The organism is Nocardioides sp. (assembly GCF_036374615.1).
In the GTDB taxonomy this organism is placed as follows: domain Bacteria; phylum Actinomycetota; class Actinomycetes; order Propionibacteriales; family Nocardioidaceae; genus Nocardioides.
In genome coordinates this window covers 1-14,930 of the sequence record NZ_DASUTK010000224.1, presented here as the reverse complement: position 1 = coordinate 14,930, position 14,930 = coordinate 1, and the positions used below count along the sequence as shown (strand labels likewise).

The 14,930-nt window shown below is 70.1% G+C and carries 15 protein-coding genes and 1 tRNA gene; 11 read left to right on the top strand and 5 right to left on the bottom strand.

Translation table 11 applies throughout. From position 1 onward, the window contains the following. Positions 1-102: 102 nt before the first annotated feature. Entirely contained in the window at positions 103-336 is a 234-nt protein-coding gene (locus tag VFZ39_RS17390) for a hypothetical protein (RefSeq protein ID WP_330867051.1), read from the top strand. Next, positions 297-893, top strand: a complete 597-nt coding sequence (locus VFZ39_RS17385; protein WP_330867050.1) for a site-specific integrase — start codon at positions 297-299, stop codon at positions 891-893. The genes VFZ39_RS17390 and VFZ39_RS17385 overlap by 40 nt, the downstream gene beginning before the upstream one ends. A gap of 6 nt (positions 894-899) precedes the next feature. Here the strand turns inward: VFZ39_RS17385 and sodN are convergent, their stop codons facing one another. Then, entirely contained in the window at positions 900-1,301 is a 402-nt protein-coding gene (gene sodN, locus VFZ39_RS17380) for a superoxide dismutase, Ni (protein ID WP_330867049.1), read from the bottom strand. A 54-nt stretch (positions 1,302-1,355) separates the two neighbouring features. Between sodN and VFZ39_RS17375 the strand changes: the two genes are divergently transcribed. The 6 genes from VFZ39_RS17375 (at position 1,356) to VFZ39_RS17350 (ending at position 6,475) form a co-directional block, all read left to right on the top strand. After that, positions 1,356-1,700 carry a S24/S26 family peptidase gene (locus VFZ39_RS17375; protein WP_330867048.1) on the top strand — a complete coding sequence of 115 codons (345 nt, stop codon included), beginning with the start codon at positions 1,356-1,358 and terminating at the stop codon, positions 1,698-1,700. A 43-nt stretch (positions 1,701-1,743) separates the two neighbouring features. Continuing rightward, complete coding sequence (locus VFZ39_RS17370; RefSeq protein WP_330867047.1) at positions 1,744-2,922, top strand: NADP-dependent malic enzyme; 1,179 nt, start codon at positions 1,744-1,746, stop codon at positions 2,920-2,922. Positions 2,923-2,931: 9 nt separating this feature from the next. Continuing rightward, the gene (locus VFZ39_RS17365; RefSeq protein WP_330867046.1) at positions 2,932-3,903 is read left to right on the top strand and encodes a zinc-binding dehydrogenase; all 972 of its coding nucleotides are present in this window, start codon (positions 2,932-2,934) and stop codon (positions 3,901-3,903) included. Next, on the top strand, positions 3,900-4,592 hold the full coding sequence (locus tag VFZ39_RS17360) for an SDR family oxidoreductase (protein ID WP_330867045.1): 693 nt from the start codon (positions 3,900-3,902) through the stop codon (positions 4,590-4,592). Before VFZ39_RS17365 ends, VFZ39_RS17360 begins: the two co-directional genes overlap by 4 nt. 142 nt (positions 4,593-4,734) lie before the next feature. Continuing rightward, a complete protein-coding gene (locus tag VFZ39_RS17355) occupies positions 4,735-6,204 on the top strand; it encodes an MDR family MFS transporter (protein ID WP_330867044.1) in 1,470 nt (489 codons plus the stop codon). A gap of 58 nt (positions 6,205-6,262) precedes the next feature. Then, positions 6,263-6,475, top strand: coding sequence for a hypothetical protein (locus VFZ39_RS17350; protein WP_330867043.1), 213 nt, complete (start codon positions 6,263-6,265; stop codon positions 6,473-6,475). A 6-nt stretch (positions 6,476-6,481) separates the two neighbouring features. Here the strand turns inward: VFZ39_RS17350 and VFZ39_RS17345 are convergent, their stop codons facing one another. The 3 genes from VFZ39_RS17345 to VFZ39_RS17335 are packed head-to-tail and all read right to left on the bottom strand — an operon-like array spanning position 6,482 to position 11,022. Beyond that, the gene (locus VFZ39_RS17345; RefSeq protein ID WP_330867042.1) at positions 6,482-7,084 is read right to left on the bottom strand and encodes a hypothetical protein; all 603 of its coding nucleotides are present in this window, start codon (positions 7,082-7,084) and stop codon (positions 6,482-6,484) included. 6 nt (positions 7,085-7,090) lie between these two features. Then, positions 7,091-7,267 (bottom strand): DUF6104 family protein, encoded by a 177-nt coding sequence (locus VFZ39_RS17340; RefSeq protein ID WP_330867041.1) that lies wholly within the window; start codon positions 7,265-7,267, stop codon positions 7,091-7,093. After that, positions 7,267-11,022: a multifunctional oxoglutarate decarboxylase/oxoglutarate dehydrogenase thiamine pyrophosphate-binding subunit/dihydrolipoyllysine-residue succinyltransferase subunit gene (locus VFZ39_RS17335; RefSeq protein ID WP_330867040.1), complete on the bottom strand. Its 3,756-nt coding sequence runs from the start codon at positions 11,020-11,022 to the stop codon at positions 7,267-7,269. The genes VFZ39_RS17340 and VFZ39_RS17335 overlap by 1 nt, the downstream gene beginning before the upstream one ends. A gap of 187 nt (positions 11,023-11,209) precedes the next feature. Here VFZ39_RS17335 and VFZ39_RS17330 point away from each other — a divergent pair, with 187 nt between their 5' ends. Both VFZ39_RS17330 and VFZ39_RS17325 read left to right on the top strand, forming a co-directional pair. After that, positions 11,210-11,803, top strand: a complete 594-nt coding sequence (locus tag VFZ39_RS17330) for a hypothetical protein (protein ID WP_330867039.1) — start codon at positions 11,210-11,212, stop codon at positions 11,801-11,803. After that, entirely contained in the window at positions 11,803-12,720 is a 918-nt protein-coding gene (locus VFZ39_RS17325; RefSeq protein WP_330867038.1) for an LCP family protein, read from the top strand. The genes VFZ39_RS17330 and VFZ39_RS17325 overlap by 1 nt, the downstream gene beginning before the upstream one ends. A gap of 252 nt (positions 12,721-12,972) precedes the next feature. On the opposite strand, the gene VFZ39_RS17320 is transcribed toward VFZ39_RS17325, so the two are convergent. Beyond that, positions 12,973-13,048: transfer RNA gene (locus tag VFZ39_RS17320), tRNA-Arg, on the bottom strand. Between the two features lie 94 nt (positions 13,049-13,142). Between VFZ39_RS17320 and argS the strand changes: the two genes are divergently transcribed. Next, positions 13,143-14,813 carry an arginine--tRNA ligase gene (gene argS, locus VFZ39_RS17315; protein WP_330867037.1) on the top strand — a complete coding sequence of 557 codons (1,671 nt, stop codon included), beginning with the start codon at positions 13,143-13,145 and terminating at the stop codon, positions 14,811-14,813. Positions 14,814-14,930: the final 117 nt, after the last annotated feature.

Here is a 14,930-nt window from a genome sequence, read left to right as displayed (position 1 = left end):
GAGGGCACTGCGCGGATCGTCGACAACGCGCTCCGGCTCCATGTCGTGCCGTTTCTCGGGCACCGCAAGCTGAGTTAGGTCCGGCCGAGCCACATCCAGGCGATGGTGAAGCACCTGGCCGAGGACAAAGGGCTCGCGGCGGGATCGGTGCGCAACATCTACGACGTCACGGCGGCGCTGTTCGCGGCCGCGGTCGAGGACCGCGCGCTCGCGGTCTCGCCGTGCAAGAAGATCCGCCTTCCGCGCGGGGCTGACTCCGAGGTCGACGTCCCGACCGTGGAGGAGAGATCGAGCGGGTGCGCGGGGCGCTGGACGAGCGCTGGCGGCCCGTGGTGACGATCCTCGCGGGCTCAGGGCTGCGGATCGGGGAGTTGCTCGGACTGGCGCCGGTCGACGTCTCCACGACGTTCCGCACGATCCGGGTCGAGCGCCAACGGTTGCAGTCAGGCGCCCTCTCGGAGCTGCCCAAGACGAAGAGGTCACGGCGGACGGTCCCGGTGGGTGACGTCGTCGTGGCCGAGCTCGAGGAGCAGGCCGAGAGGTCGACGCCAGTGGCGCTGTGCACCGACGAGCTGGGGGAGCCGCTGACCTACCGCCGATGGAAGCGCCTGCTCTCCGACGCAGCGTCGGCCGCGGGAGTCGACCTGACGAGCCACAGCCTGCGCCATTTCGCGGCGTCGGCGCTGATCCCGGGCGGGGCGAGCGTGAAGCAGGTTCAGATGTTCTTGGGGCACTCGTCGCCCACGATCACGCTGCGGACCTACGCGCACATGTTCCCAGGCGACGAGGACCGCACCCGCGACGTGCTCGACACCGCGCTCAGCCCTCTTGCGGACTCCCTGCGGACTGGGGCGACCCCCGAGACGCTCCGCCGCAGGTCAGGCGGGGTTTGACAGTGCCTACGACTTCTTGGTCTCCCAAAAAATCTCAGCGATCTCGTCGATCTTCGCGAGCAGCTCGTCGGCCTTGCCGGCGTCCATCTCGCCCTTGGTGCCCGAGGCGCCGGCGAGCTTGGTGGCCTCGTTGACCAGCGTGTGCAGCTGTGGGTACTTCTCGAAGTGCGGCGGCTTGAAGTAGTCGGTCCACAGCACCCAGAGGTGGTGCTTGACCAGCTCGGAGCGCTGCTCCTTGATCAGGACCGCGCGGGTCCGGAAGTCCGGGTCGTCGTTGTCGGCGACCTTGGCGATGATCGCCTTGATCGACTCCGCCTCGATCCGGGCCTGCGCCGGGTCGTACACGCCGCAGGGCAGATCGCAGTGGGCCGAGACCTCGACGGTGGGCGTGAACAGCTTCGCGAACATCAACGGCAGTCCAATCTGTGAAGGAATCGGTCGACGACTGCGACACTACTCCGCGTGTCATCACCCCTACAGGTGGGCCGGGTCCCGCTCGGATGGGCCGTGGTCCGGGGAGACTCCATGCGCCCCGGACTGGCCGACGGCGACCGGTTGCTGGTGCGCTACGGCGCTCGCGTCCGGCCAGGTGCGGTGGTCGTCGCGCGGTTCGCGGACGGCACGCTGGCGGTGAAACGGGCCGTCGACCGTCGTACGACGTCGGCCGGTGCGCCGGCCTGGTGGCTGCTCGGCGACAACCCTGACGGAGTCGACTCCCGGCATCGGGGGCCGGTGCCCGACCACGACGTGCTCGGCGTCGCGCTCGTCCGGGTGTGGCCGAGGCCACGCGTGATCCGCGCGAGCTGAGACCGAACGGGGCGCGGAGCCCGGTGTGCCAGTATCGGTCTCCGTGGCAGACCCGCACCCGCACCCGTTCGCCGGAGACCCGGTGTTCGACCTGCACGTCGGCGGCAAGACCGCGGTCGTGTCGACGGTGCCGCTCACCGGCCGCGACGACCTGTCGTTGGCCTACACCCCGGGAGTGGCGCGGGTGTGCGAGGCGATCGCCGCGAACCCCGAGCTGACCCGGTACTACACATGGGTGCCCAACACGGTCGCCATCGTCACCGACGGAACGGCGGTGCTCGGGCTCGGCGACATCGGACCCGCTGCCGCGATGCCGGTGATGGAGGGCAAGGCGGTTCTCTTCAAGCAGTTCGGCGGGGTCGACGCGATCCCGATCTGTCTCGACACCACCGACGTCGAGGAGATCATCGAGACGGTCGTCCGGCTCGCGCCGTCCTTCGGCGGGGTCAACCTCGAGGACATCTCGGCACCGCGCTGCTTCGAGATCGAGTCCCGGCTCAAGGAGCTGCTCGACATCCCCGTCTTCCACGACGATCAGCACGGCACCGCCGTGGTCGCGCTCGCCGCGCTGCAGAACGCGCTCAAGCTCACCGGGCGCGACCCCGACGGCACCCGGGTCGTCATCTCCGGGGCCGGAGCCGCGGGAGTCGCGGTTGCCCGGATCCTGCTGGAGGCGGGTGTGCGCGACCTCGCCGTGCTCGACCGGCAGGGCGTGCTGAACTCCCAGCGGCACGACCTGACGCCGGTGAAGCGGGCGCTCGCGGTCGACACCGCTGACCAGTTCGACCGCCGTGGCTCGCTGGCGGACGTGATGGCCGGCGCCGACGTGTACATCGGGGTCAGTGGCGGCACGGTCGCGGAGGACGTCGTGGCGTCGATGGCCGACGAGGCGATCATCTTCGGCCTCGCCAACCCGAACCCGGAGGTCCACCCCGACCTGGCGCACCGGTACGCGAGAGTCGTCGCCACCGGCCGCTCCGACTTCCCCAACCAGATCAACAACGTGCTCGCCTTCCCCGGGATCTTCCGCGGGGCGTTCGACGTCCACGCGACCGCCATCACCGAAGGCATGAAGGTGGCGGCGGCCGACGCCATCGCCGGACTGGTGGGCGACGACCTCCACGAGGACTACATCGTCCCGTCGCCGTTCGACGACCGGGTCGGTCCTGCGGTCTCGACCGCTGTCGCCGACGCGGCGCGTCGCGACGGGGTCGCTCGCTAGGGTCACGACATGTTCGCCGTGTACGCCGAGAGCTTCTCGTCCGACGACCCGTTGACCGGCCTCGTGGTCGGCGAGCGCCCCGATCCGGAGGTTCCTGACGGATGGACCACGGTGAACGTCAAGGCGGCGGCCCTCAACCACCACGACCTGTGGTCCCTGCGCGGGGTGGGCCTGCGCGAGGAGCAGCTGCCGATGATCCTCGGCTGCGACGCGGCCGGGCTGGACGAGGACGGCAACGAGGTGCTCGTCCACGCGGTGGTCAGCGACCCCGGCTGGACCGGCGACGACGAGACGCTCGATCCGAAGCGGTCGCTGCTGTCCGAGCGCCACCAGGGAACGTTCGCCGACCAGGTGGCCGTGCCGCGCGCGAACGTCGTGCCCAAGCCCGCCTCGCTGTCGTTCGAGGAGGCCGCCTGCCTGCCGACCGCGTGGCTCACGGCGTACCGGATGCTCTTCAAGCAGGGCGGTCTGAAGGCGGGCGACACGGTGCTGGTCCAGGGCGCCGGCGGGGGAGTCGCCACCGCGCTGATCGCGCTCGCCCGTGCCGGCGGGCTCCGGGTGCTGGCCACCAGCCGCGACGAGGGCAAGCGCAAACGGGCGCTCGAGCTCGGCGCGCACGACGTGTTCGAGTCCGGCGCACGACTGCCGATGAAGGTCGACGCCGTGATGGAGACGGTCGGCCGCGCCACCTGGTCCCACTCGATCCGCGCGCTGCGACCCGGCGGCACGATCGTGACCTCCGGCACCACGTCGGGCCCGAAGCTCGACGACGCCGAGCTCACGCGGATCTTCTTCCTCCAGCTGCGCGTCATCGGCTCCACGATGGGCACGCGGTCCGAGCTGGCGTCGCTGACCACGATGCTCGATGCCACCGGCGTCCGGCCGGTGATCGACCGCGCGCTCCCGATGGACCGGGCGCGGGAGGGGTTCGCCGCCATGGCGGCCGGCGACGTCTTCGGCAAGATCGTGTTCACCCGATGACGCGTCACCTGATCACCGGCGCCGGTTCCGGCATCGGCGCCGCGATCGCCGACGTCCTGCACGAGCGGGGCGACCAACTGCTCCTGCTTGCGCGGTCGGAGGAGCGTGCCGCCGAGCTCGCGTCGCGGTACGACGGTTCCAGCACGCTGGTCGCCGACCTCGCCGACCCCGCGTCGGTGGCCGCCCTCGAGGTGCCCGACGCGCTGGACACCCTGCTGCACGTGGCCGGCGTGGTCGACCTGGCCCCCGTCGCCGAGCTGAGCGCCGAGGACCTGCGCGAGCAGGTCGACGTCAACCTGGTGGCGCCGGTGCTTCTCACGCAGATCTGTCTGCCCGCGCTACGACGTGCGCGGGGGCTGGTCGTGTTCGTGAACTCTTCGGCAGGGCTGGTGGCCAGCCCGACCTGGGCTGCGTACGCCTCGTCGAAGTTCGGGCTGCGAGCAGTGGCCGACGCGCTGCGCGCCGAGGAGCAGGAGCACGGAGTCCGGGTCACCACGGTGTTCCCCAGCCGCACGGCGACCCCGATGCAGGAGAAGGTGCACGAGCAGGAGGGTCGGGTCTACGACTCGACCCAGTGGTTGCGCCCCGAGACGGTCGCCGACACGATCCGGCACGTCATCGACCTGACGCCGGGAGCCACGATCCCCGAGGTGACGGTCCGGCCGCTCGCGCCACGCCCCGGGACCTGACCGTTCTTGCGCTGGTCGGCGTCACCGGAAATTCGGTGGAAGCCGAAGGCGTTCACAGGTGACGATGGATCACCGATGAATCCATCGGACCGTGCGGGTCTGTTCCCGCATGAGCCTCAGCCCTGATCGAGAAGGAAGCACTGTGTCTGCCCTGCCCACCCCTGCCCGTGAGGCGCCCGAGACCCGGACGCCGGCGGTCATCCGGTGGCTGGTGCTCGCGACGTTCATCGTGATCCTCAACGAGACGGTCATGATCAACGCGATCCCGCGGCTGATGGCCGACTTCGGAGTCACCGCCCGCAGCGCGCAGTGGCTGTCGACCGCGTTCATGCTGACGATGGCAGCGGTCATCCCCACCACGGGCTGGTTCCTCCAGCGGGTCAGCACGCGCACGGCGTTCGCGACCGCGATGGGCGTGTTCGCTTCGGGCACGCTGCTGGCCACGCTCGCGCCGACGTTCGAGGTGCTGCTGGCTGCGCGGATCGTGCAGGCGGGCGGCACCGCGGTGATGATGCCGTTGCTCATGACGACCCTCATGACGGTGGTGCCCGAGCACGACCGCGGCCGCGTGATGGGCAACGTGACGCTGGCGATCTCCGTCGCGCCGGCGCTCGGGCCGGCCGTGTCCGGCGTGCTCCTGCAGCTCGGCTCGTGGCGGCTGATCTTCGCCGTCGTGCTGCCGATCGCGCTCGCCGTGATGGTCTTCGGCATGAGCCGGCTGGAGAACGTCGGCGAGCCGCAGCCCGGTGCGATCGACTGGACCAGCGTCGTGCTCGCCGCGTTCGGGTTCGGCGGCCTGGTGTACGGGCTCAGCCAGTTCGGTACCGGTGACCTGAGCACGCCGCTGCTGATCGTCGGGTTCGGCGTGGCCGCGATCGTCACCTTCGTGCTCCGCCAGCTCCGACTGCAGCGCTCCGGCACGCCGCTGCTGGACCTGCGCACCCTGACCCACACCATCTACCGGCGCTCGCTGCTGCTGATGTCGGTCGCGTTCATGGCGATGCTGGGCTCGATGATCCTGCTGCCGCTCTACCTGCAGGACCTGCGCGGCCTCAGCCCGCTGGAGACCGGACTGCTGGTGATGCCGGGCGGGCTGGCGATGGGTCTGCTCGGGCCCCAGGTCGGTCGGGTCTTCGACCGGCTCGGCGGCCGGCCGCTGGTGGTGCCCGGGTCGATCGGGATCATGGTGTCGCTCGTCGTGCTGACGCAGGTGTCGCTGACGACGCCGTACGCCGTGCTCCTCGGTGCCCACATGCTGCTGATGGTGAGCCTGGCCGGGCTGTTCACGCCGGTCTTCACCCTCGGTCTGGGTGCGGTGCCCATGCACCTCTACTCCCACGCCAGCTCGCTGCTCGGCACGCTGCAGCAGGTCGCCGCGGCGTTCGGGACCGCCCTGGTCGTGACCGTGATGTCGTCGCGCGCAGCCCAGCTGGCGGGCTCCGGTGCCGATGGCGCGGAGGCGATGCTCGGGGGCCTGCGCTGGGCGTTCTGGGTCGGCGCCGCGCTATCGCTGGTCGTGGTCGTGCTCGCGCTCCGGCTGCCCGGGCGGCTGCCGGTGGCGGTCGAGGAGTCCGAGCCCGAGCCGGAGCCCTGCGAGGACCTGGCCGCCTGACCGAACTACCGCTCGGAGCCGCTGGCGGAATCGCTGCCGCCACGTCAGGATGGGTGGTGTGAACGACCAGCTCTCGAAGGCGGAGATCGGCAAGGACGCGGTGCAGCACGTCGTCGAGGCCGCGACCACGACAGCCGGGCAGGTGGCGTCCATCCTGGCCACCGCCCTCAAGGACGTCGCAGATGTGCTCGGCGGCTTCGCGAGCGAGGTGTTCGCGATCCGCGACTCCGCCCGCCAGACGTCGGCGGAGGCCGACGACCCGGCCGACTGAGCGGGCTCACACTCCGAACAGGATCCGGAAGTCGGCCACCCGGAACGACGCCAGCCGGTGCTGGTCGCCCAGCCAGCCCAGTGGTCCGGTCGGCTCGAAGTCCCAGCTGCCCCGACACGGGAGCAGCCTGGCCGAGCCGCGGAGCCCGGCGACGACCGGCTCGCCGGTGTCGTCCGGGAGTGGTGGCTGCCGGGTGCCGAGCCCTCGGAAGGGCAGGCGCGGGGCAAGCCTCGAGGCGTCGGTGAACGAGGCCGCGGCGATCGGGTGTTCGGCGCGCGCCGACCAGCTGGCCCGCGAGACCACGCCGGTGTGCCGGTGCTCCAGGCTGAAGTCGCAGAGGTCCTTGGGGATCGCCCACAGCGTGCGGCCGCCGTCGCGGGAGGCGACCGAGTCGACCCAGATGTCGGTGATCTCCACCTGTCGCGGGTCGAGCACACGCGCGACCAACAGCTCGGAGTAGGTCAGCGGGCTCGGCGGCTCGTAGGACACGAAGCCGGCGACGTACGTACCGTCGGGCCGCACCCTCGTGCCGCGGACGCGGAACAGCGACACCCACCCGTGGCCGTGCATCCGCCAGGGCGCGGCCGGATGGCCCGGTCCGCCCGCCACGGACGGTCAGTCCTCCGGGTCGTCGAGGCGGGCCAGCCAGGTGGCGAGCCGCTCGACGGCCGTCTCGAACTCCGGGTGGAGGTCGGTGAACTCCTGGAGCCGCTCGGCGACCCAGGCCAGGCTGACCTCCTCGCCGCCCCGGCGCTTGTCCAGCTCCTCGATGCCGCGATCGGTGAAGTACATCAGTACCCGGATGCCGGGCCGTCCGGGAGCGGCGCGAAGGCCCGGTCGAGCAACGCCTTCTGCTCCTCGGTGTGCCGCTTCATGGTGCCCACCGACGGCGCGGCCGAGGCTGCCCGCGTCACCGGCTCGACGACCCGGCCCAGCGCCGGCCACACGTTGAGCTGGTAGTGCGGCCACGGCCCGTTGTTCCGCGGCTCGTCCTGCACCCAGCGGATCGCCTTCAGGTTCGGGAACGACTCGACGTACTCGTTGATCTCCTCGGTCGGACGCGGGTAGAGCTGCTCCACGCGGGCGATCGCGAACCGGTCGGAGTCCTCGCGCTTGCCACGGTCGACCATCAGGTCCCAGGTGATCCGGCCCGAGCACAGCAGCAGGGTGTCGACCTTCTCGGGGTCCGCGGTCGCGTCGGTGATGAGCGGCCGGAACCCCCCGTTGGTGAAGTCGGACGGCTGCGAGGCCGCCTCCTTGCGCTTGAGCATCGACTTCGGCGTGAACACCACCAACGGCCGGTGGTCCTCGCCGAGCGAGTGCTGCCGTAGCAGGTGGAAGTACGACGCGGGTGTCGACGGCTGCGCGACCACGAACGCGTCCTCGGCGCACATCGTCAGGAACCGCTCGATCCGGGCCGAGGAGTGGTCCGGCCCCTGCCCCTCGTACCCGTGGGGGAGCAGCAGGACCACGCCCGACTGCTGGCGCCACTTCGTCTCGCCGCTGGTGATGAACTCGTCGATCACGATCTGCGCACCGTTGACGAAGTCGCCGAACTGGGCCTCCCAGATGACGAGGGCGTCGGGGCGGGCGACCGAGTAGCCGTACTCGAACCCGAGCGCGGCGTACTCCGACAGCAGCGAGTCGTAGATGTAGAACTTCGCCTGGTCCTCCGTGAGCGAGCTCAGCGGCGTCCACTCGTCGGCGTTGGTCCGGTCGATGATGGTCGCGAACCGGGAGACGAAGGTGCCCCGTCGCGAGTCCTGACCGGCCAGCCGGACCGGACGCCCCGCCATCAGCAGCGAGCCGAAGGCGAGGATCTCACCGGTGCCCCAGTCGATCGGGCCATCGGTGATGGCGGCCGCGCGGCGCTGCAGCTGCGGCATCACCTTGGGGTGGACCGTGAAGCCGTCAGGAGGTGTCACGTACGCGTCCGCGATCCGCTTGAGGACCTCGGGGCTGGTTGCCGTGGTGGCCGTTCCCGCCTGCTTCTCGGGGTAGTCCGGCACCGTCGTCCACTCCGAGGGCGGCTCGGCGCTCGCCTCGCGGACCTCGGTGAACACCCGCTCCAGCTGCTGCTGGTAGTCCTTCAGGACCTGCTCGGCCTCCTCGATCGTGATGTCGCCACGACCGATCAGCTGCTCGGTGTAGAGCTTGCGGACCGACCGCTTCTGCTCGATCAGGTCGTACATCAGAGGCTGGGTGTACGACGGGTCGTCGCCCTCGTTGTGGCCGCGCCGGCGGTAGCAGACGAGGTCGATGACGACGTCCTTCTTGAACTCCTGCCGGTAGGCGAACGCCAGCCCGGCGACCCGGATGCAGGCCTCGGGGTCGTCGCCGTTCACGTGGAAGATCGGCGCCTGCACCATCCGCGCGACGTCGGTGCAGTAGAGCGAGGACCGCGACGAGCCGGGGGAGGTCGTGAAGCCGACCTGGTTGTTGACGACCAGGTGGATCGTGCCACCGGTGCGGTACCCGCGCAGCTGCGACAGGTTGAGGGTCTCTGCGACCACGCCCTGACCGGCGAACGCCGCGTCGCCGTGGACGAGCAACGGCAGCACCGGGAACTCGGCACCCCGGTCGAGCACGTCCTGCTTGGCCCGGGCGATGCCCTCGAGCACGGGGTTGACGGCCTCGAGGTGCGACGGGTTCGCGGCCACCGACACCTTGATCCGGTCGCCCTTGTCGGCGACGAACTCGCCCTCGGCGCCGAGGTGGTACTTCACGTCGCCGGAGCCCTGCACGGTGCGCGGGTCGATGTTGCCCTCGAACTCGCGGAAGATCTGCGAGTACTTCTTGCCCACGATGTTGGCCAGCACGTTGAGGCGGCCGCGGTGGGCCATACCGATGCAGACCTCCTCCAGCCCGGCGCCGGCCGCCTCCTCACAGATCTCGTCGATCAGCGGGATCGTCGTCTCGCCACCCTCGAGCGAGAACCGCTTCTGGCCGACGAACTTGGTCTGCAGGAACGTCTCGAACGCCTCGGCCTGGTTGAGCTTGAGGAGGATCCGGAGCTGCTCCTCGCGCGGGAGCTTGACGTGCGGCTGCTCCACGCGCTGCTGGATCCAGCGCCGCTGCTCGGGATCCATGATGTGCATGTACTCGATGCCGGTGGTGCGGCAGTAGGAGTCGCGCAGGATCCCGAGGATGTTGCGCAGCTTCATGAACCGCCGGCCCTCGCCGCCGAACGACCCGGTGGCGAACTCGCGGTCGAGGTCCCACAGCGTCAGGCCGTGCGACTCGACCTCCAGGTCGGGGTGGCTGCGCTGCCGGTACTCCAGCGGGTCGGTGTCGGCCATCATGTGACCACGGACGCGGTAGGCGTGGATCAGCTCGAGGATCCGTGCCTGCTTGCTGATCTCGTCGTCGTGGGACGTCGCGATGTCCTGGGCCCAGCGGATCGGCTCGTACGGGATCCGCAGCGAGCGGAAGATCTCGTCGTAGAAGTCGTCCTCGCCGAGCAGCATCCGGTGGACCTGCTTGAGGAACTCGCCGGACTGCGCGCCCTGGATGACCCGATGGTCGTACGTCGAGGTGAGCGTCATGATCTTGCCGATGGCGTTGCGCGCGATCGCCTCCTCCGACGCGCCCTGCCACCCGGGCGGGTACTCCATCGCGCCGACGCCGATGATCGCGCCCTGCCCCTTCATCAGCCGCGGCACCGAGTGGACCGTGCCGATGCCGCCGGGGTTGGTGAGCGTGAGCGTGGTGCCCTGGAAGTCCTCGATCGTGAGCTTGCCGTCCCGGGCCTTGCGGACCATGTCCTCGTAGGCGGTCCAGAACGCCGCGAAGTCCATCGCCTCGGCAGCCTTGATCGACGGCACCAGCAGCTGGCGGGTGCCGTCGGGCTTCTTCATGTCGATCGCGAGACCGAGGTTGATGTGGGCCGGCTGGATCAGGGTCGGCTTGCCGTCGACGACGTCGTACCCGACGTTCATCTCCGGCATCTTGCGCAGCGCCTTGACCAGCGCGAAGCCGATCAGGTGGGTGAAGGACACCTTGCCGCCGCGGGCGCGGGCGAGGTGGTTGTTGATGACGGTCCGGTTGTCCCAGAGCAGCTTGACCGGGACCGACCGCACCGACGTCGCGGTCGGCACGCTCAGCGAGGCGTCCATGTTCTGCACGGTCCGCGCGGGAGCGCCACGCAGCACGGTGTAGCTCGGCTCGTCCTTGGGCTCCGCGGGTTGTGCGGGCTTGGGGTCCTTGGCGACCGGCGCCGCCTTGCCGGCCTGCTTCGGGGCTTCCTGCTTCCGGGCTTCCTGTTTCGGCTGCTCCGGCGCCTTCGCGGCCGGCTTCTCGGGTGCCTTCGCGGCGGGCTTCTCGGGTGCCTTCGCGGCCGGCTTCTCGGGTGCCTGCGGGGGTGCTGCGTCGGCCGGCGTGGAGTCCGTCGTACCGTTGGGCTTCCCGTTCGACTGGAAGTAGCGGACCCACTCCGGAGCCACGCTGTTCGGGTCACGCTGGTACTGCTCGAGCATCTCCTCCACGAGCCACTCGTTGGCTCCGAAATCGGAGGTGTCAGCGGACTGGTGGCCTGGCGACTGCGGCACGGATTGTTTCGCCTCTTCCGGTGGTGCGCGCGGTGTGTGGGGTCAGCGTCAAGGCTAGTCCCACACGCCAGCAAATGCGCAGCCGTCCCCCGGAGATGGGGCAGGGTGTCGGGCGAGACCCGAGAGAGCACCACGAACGGGCCCGACAGAACCCAGAACCACCCCGAAGCACCAGGGAGCCACCAGCATGTCCAGCCCACCGCGCACGCGTCGGTTCGCCGCTGTCCTGACGATCGCGGCCGTCCTGGCCGTGGCCGGCTGCAGCGGCGACGAGTCCGCACCGAGCGAGCCCAGCGAGCCGCTGCACGAGCCCAGCGCCGCCCCGACCCTTCAGATCGAGCCGGTCACCGAGTCCGGTGTGATCGTGGGACGACTCCCGCGCAAGGACCGCGCCCGCGTGGAGCAGAGGGTCTCCCGGACGGCGGTCCGGTTCCTGGAGGCGGCGTACGTGGCCGGTGAGTACCCCCGCTCCGACTTCAACGGCAGGCCCCCGGGGTTCACGGCCGGCGCAGCGGAGGCGGCGCGACGGCAGCGCAGCCTGTTGACGAACCAGCGGATCGGCGAGCGGATCGATGGGGTGACGCCGACCCTGCTGCGCGTGAAGGTGGACCTGCTCGCCGTACGGAAGCGCGCAGTCGCGGGCACCGCCCATGTCCAACTCGGGTTCCGCACCACCGGCAAGGTGGAGAGGCGGGTCCGCGTGCAGGGGGAGCTGCGACTCACCAAACGCCAGGGTGACTGGAAGATCTTCGCCTTCGACCTCACGAAGGGAGTTCGCTGATGCGATCACTCACCCGTCTCGTGCCGCACCTGCTCCGGACAGTGGCACTCGTCTGTGTTCTCGGCCTGGTCGGCCTCACCGTTCCCGACAGCGCGGTCCGGCCGGCCGAGCTGAGCCTCGTGAAAATCAAGGGTGCCGACGGGGTCGACGTCGGTGACGACGTGATCTGGATCCTCGCGGTCGGGTCCGACGCGCGACCGGGCGAGACCATGACGCGCACCCGGGGTGACGCCATCCAGATGGTGAGCCTCAACACCCGCACCGGCGCCGCGTCCTCCATCGGCATCCCGCGCGACTCGTGGGTCCCGATCCCCGGCTTCGGCTCGAACCGGGTCAACGCGTCCCTCACGTACGGCGGCCCGCAGCTCATGGGGCGCACGGTGGGCAGCCTGGTGGGCGTCCAGCCCGACTTCGTGATGGTCACCCGGTTCCCGTTCTTCGAGAACATGATCGACGACATCGGCGGCATCACCGTCAACAACCCGCGTGCCTTCAGCGACCCCTACCTCAGACCGAAGGGCTTCAAGCAGGGCCAGATCAAGCTCAACGGGTACGGCGCGATGGCGTTCGCCCGGATCCGGAAGAGCCTGGCGGGCGGGGACTTCGACCGGTCGGCGAACCAGCAGCGGGTGCTCCGGGGGATCCAGCGACAGATCGCGACCCGGGCCGAGCGGCCGGGCTTCATGGAGCGCGGCGTGGCGTCGGTCCTCCGCAACATGGACACCAACCTGTCGCCGGCCGAGCTGTTCGAGCTGGCCCAGGTGGTGGCGCAGGTGGACCCGCGCAAGATCCACACCTGCGTGGTCGGCGGTTCGTTCGGCAACGTCGGCGGGGCGAGCATCATCCACCCGAACGTCGCCCAGGCCCGCCGCTACGGCGATGCGGCCCGCACCGACGCCACGCTCGGCCGCTGCTGACCAGTCACTTGTGCAGGATGGAAGTGGCGCGACCCGTCACTTGTGCAGGATGGAAGTGGCGCGAGCCGTCAGTTGTGCAGGTTGGAAGTGGCGCGAGCCGTCAGTTGTGAAGGATGAGAACGGCGCGAGCCGTCACTTGTGCAGGATGGAAGTGGCGCGAGCCGTCAGTTGTGAAGGTTGGTGGCGGGTGCCAAACCCTGCAGGAGTGACGGCTCAGCTGGTTCTGAGGCCACACAAGTGACGGCTCAGCTATGGCGCCTCCGGCAGGATTCGAACCTGCGACACCTGGTACCGGAAACCAGTGCTCTATCCCCTGAGCTACGGAGGCATGCGACCGTCGAAACCAGCGGCGGCGCCGGAGCCGCACACTACCGGGCGTCACTGGTGAGAACGAAACCGGAGGGCGCCGATAGGCTTGGCGGGTGAACCCAGCCCAGCTCTCGAGCGCCATCGTCGGCGCCCTCACCTCACTCGTCGACCGGGGTGCGCTCGTCCTGCCGGACGGCGTGCCGAGCGAGGTGACGGTGGAGCGACCGCGGGAGAAGGGTCACGGCGACTACGCCACGAACGTCGCGATGCAGCTCGCAAAGCGGTCGGGGATGCCGCCGCGCGACCTCGCCGGGCTGATCGCCGCAGAGCTCGAGCGGGCCACCGGCGTCCAGGCCGTCGAGGTCGCCGGGCCGGGATTCCTCAACATCACCGTGTCCGCCGACGCCCAGGGACAGGTCGCCGCCGACATCGTCGCGGCGGGTGCGACGTACGGACACAACGACAGCCAGGCCGGCGAGCGGGTCAACGTGGAGTTCATCTCCGCCAACCCCACCGGGCCCATCCACCTCGGCCACACCCGGTGGGCAGTGGTCGGCGACGCGATCGCCCGAGTCCTGGAGGCAGCCGGGGCCACGGTGACCCGCGAGTTCTACATCAACGACCGCGGCAACCAGATGAACCTGTTCGGCGCCTCCGTCGAGGCCCGGGCACTCGGGGAGCCGGTGCCCGACGACGGCTACCAGGGCACGTACGTCGCCGAGCTGGCCGACGCGGTGCTGGTGGAGAGTCCCGAGCTGGCCGACCTGCCACCGGGCGAGGAGCGGACCGCCGCGTTCCGCGAGGCTGCGTACGCCGTGCAGCTGCGCCAGCAGCAGGAGTCGCTCGCACGCTTCCACACGGTCTTCGACGTCTGGTTCTCCGAGCGCACCCTCCACGAGAGCGACGACGTCGCCGCCAGCATCGAGAAGCTGCGCTCGCAGGGGCACCTCTACGACGCCGACGGCGCGCTGTGGATGCGCACCACCGACTTCGGCGACGACCGCGATCGCGTGCTGATCCGCACCAACGGCGAGCTCACCTACTTCGCGAGCGACACCGCGTACTACGTGAACAAGCGGGAGCGCGGTTTCGACCGCTGCCTCTACCTGCTCGGCGCGGACCACCACGGCTACGTCGGGCGGCTCAAGGCGATGGTGGCCTGCGCCGGCGACGACCCCGAGCGCAACATCGAGGTCCTGATCGGCCAGCTCGTGAAGATCCTGCGCAACGGCGAAGAGATCCGGATGTCCAAGCGCTCCGGCGAGATCATCACGCTCGACGAGCTGGTGGACGAGATCGGCGTGGATCCGCTGCGGTACTCCCTCGCGCGGTACCCGTCCGACTCCCCGCTGGTGCTCGATGTCGCCGAGATCACCAAGGCGTCCAACGACAACCCCGTCTACTACGTCCAGTACGGCCACGCCCGGACCTGCCGGATGATGGCGAATGCCGCCGACCTCGGCATGTCGCTCCCCGACGATTTCGACCCCTCACTGCTCACGCACGAGCGTGAGCGGGAGCTGCTGCGGGCGCTGGCCGAGTTCCCGCGGGTCGTGGCCGCCGCCGCGGAGCTCCGCGAGCCGCACCGGGTCGCGCGCTATCTCGAGGACACGACCTCGGTCTTCAACAAGTGGTACGACACCAAGGAGTGCCGGATGCTCCCGCAGGGCGACGAGCCGGTCGCGCCGGTCAACGAGGCCCGGCTGATGCTCGTCGTCGCCGCCCGCACCGTGCTGGCCAACGGCCTGGCCCTGCTCGGCGTCTCGGCGCCCGAGCGGATGTGAGGGACCGGGATGCCCCGCGCCCACGAGGCCGGCTGGGCCCACGCCGCGGTCTCGGTCCGCGGTCCCGCCTGGCTGCGCGATCCTGCTGACGTCAACGCCCTCGTCCCGCAACTCTGG

Excerpts from the sequence above, each read along its gene's own strand:
- VFZ39_RS17390 (WP_330867051.1), top strand. The coding sequence starts at position 103 with ATGGTGAAGCACCTGGCCGAGGACAAAGGGCTCGCGGCGGGATCGGTG.
- sodN (WP_330867049.1), bottom strand. The coding sequence starts at position 1,301 with ATGTTCGCGAAGCTGTTCACGCCCACCGTCGAGGTCTCGGCCCACTGC.
- VFZ39_RS17365 (WP_330867046.1), top strand. The coding sequence starts at position 2,932 with ATGTTCGCCGTGTACGCCGAGAGCTTCTCGTCCGACGACCCGTTGACC.
- VFZ39_RS17360 (WP_330867045.1), top strand. The coding sequence starts at position 3,900 with ATGACGCGTCACCTGATCACCGGCGCCGGTTCCGGCATCGGCGCCGCG.
- VFZ39_RS17340 (WP_330867041.1), bottom strand. The coding sequence starts at position 7,267 with ATGTACTTCACCGATCGCGGCATCGAGGAGCTGGACAAGCGCCGGGGC.
- VFZ39_RS17330 (WP_330867039.1), top strand. The coding sequence starts at position 11,210 with ATGTCCAGCCCACCGCGCACGCGTCGGTTCGCCGCTGTCCTGACGATC.
- VFZ39_RS17325 (WP_330867038.1), top strand. The coding sequence starts at position 11,803 with ATGCGATCACTCACCCGTCTCGTGCCGCACCTGCTCCGGACAGTGGCA.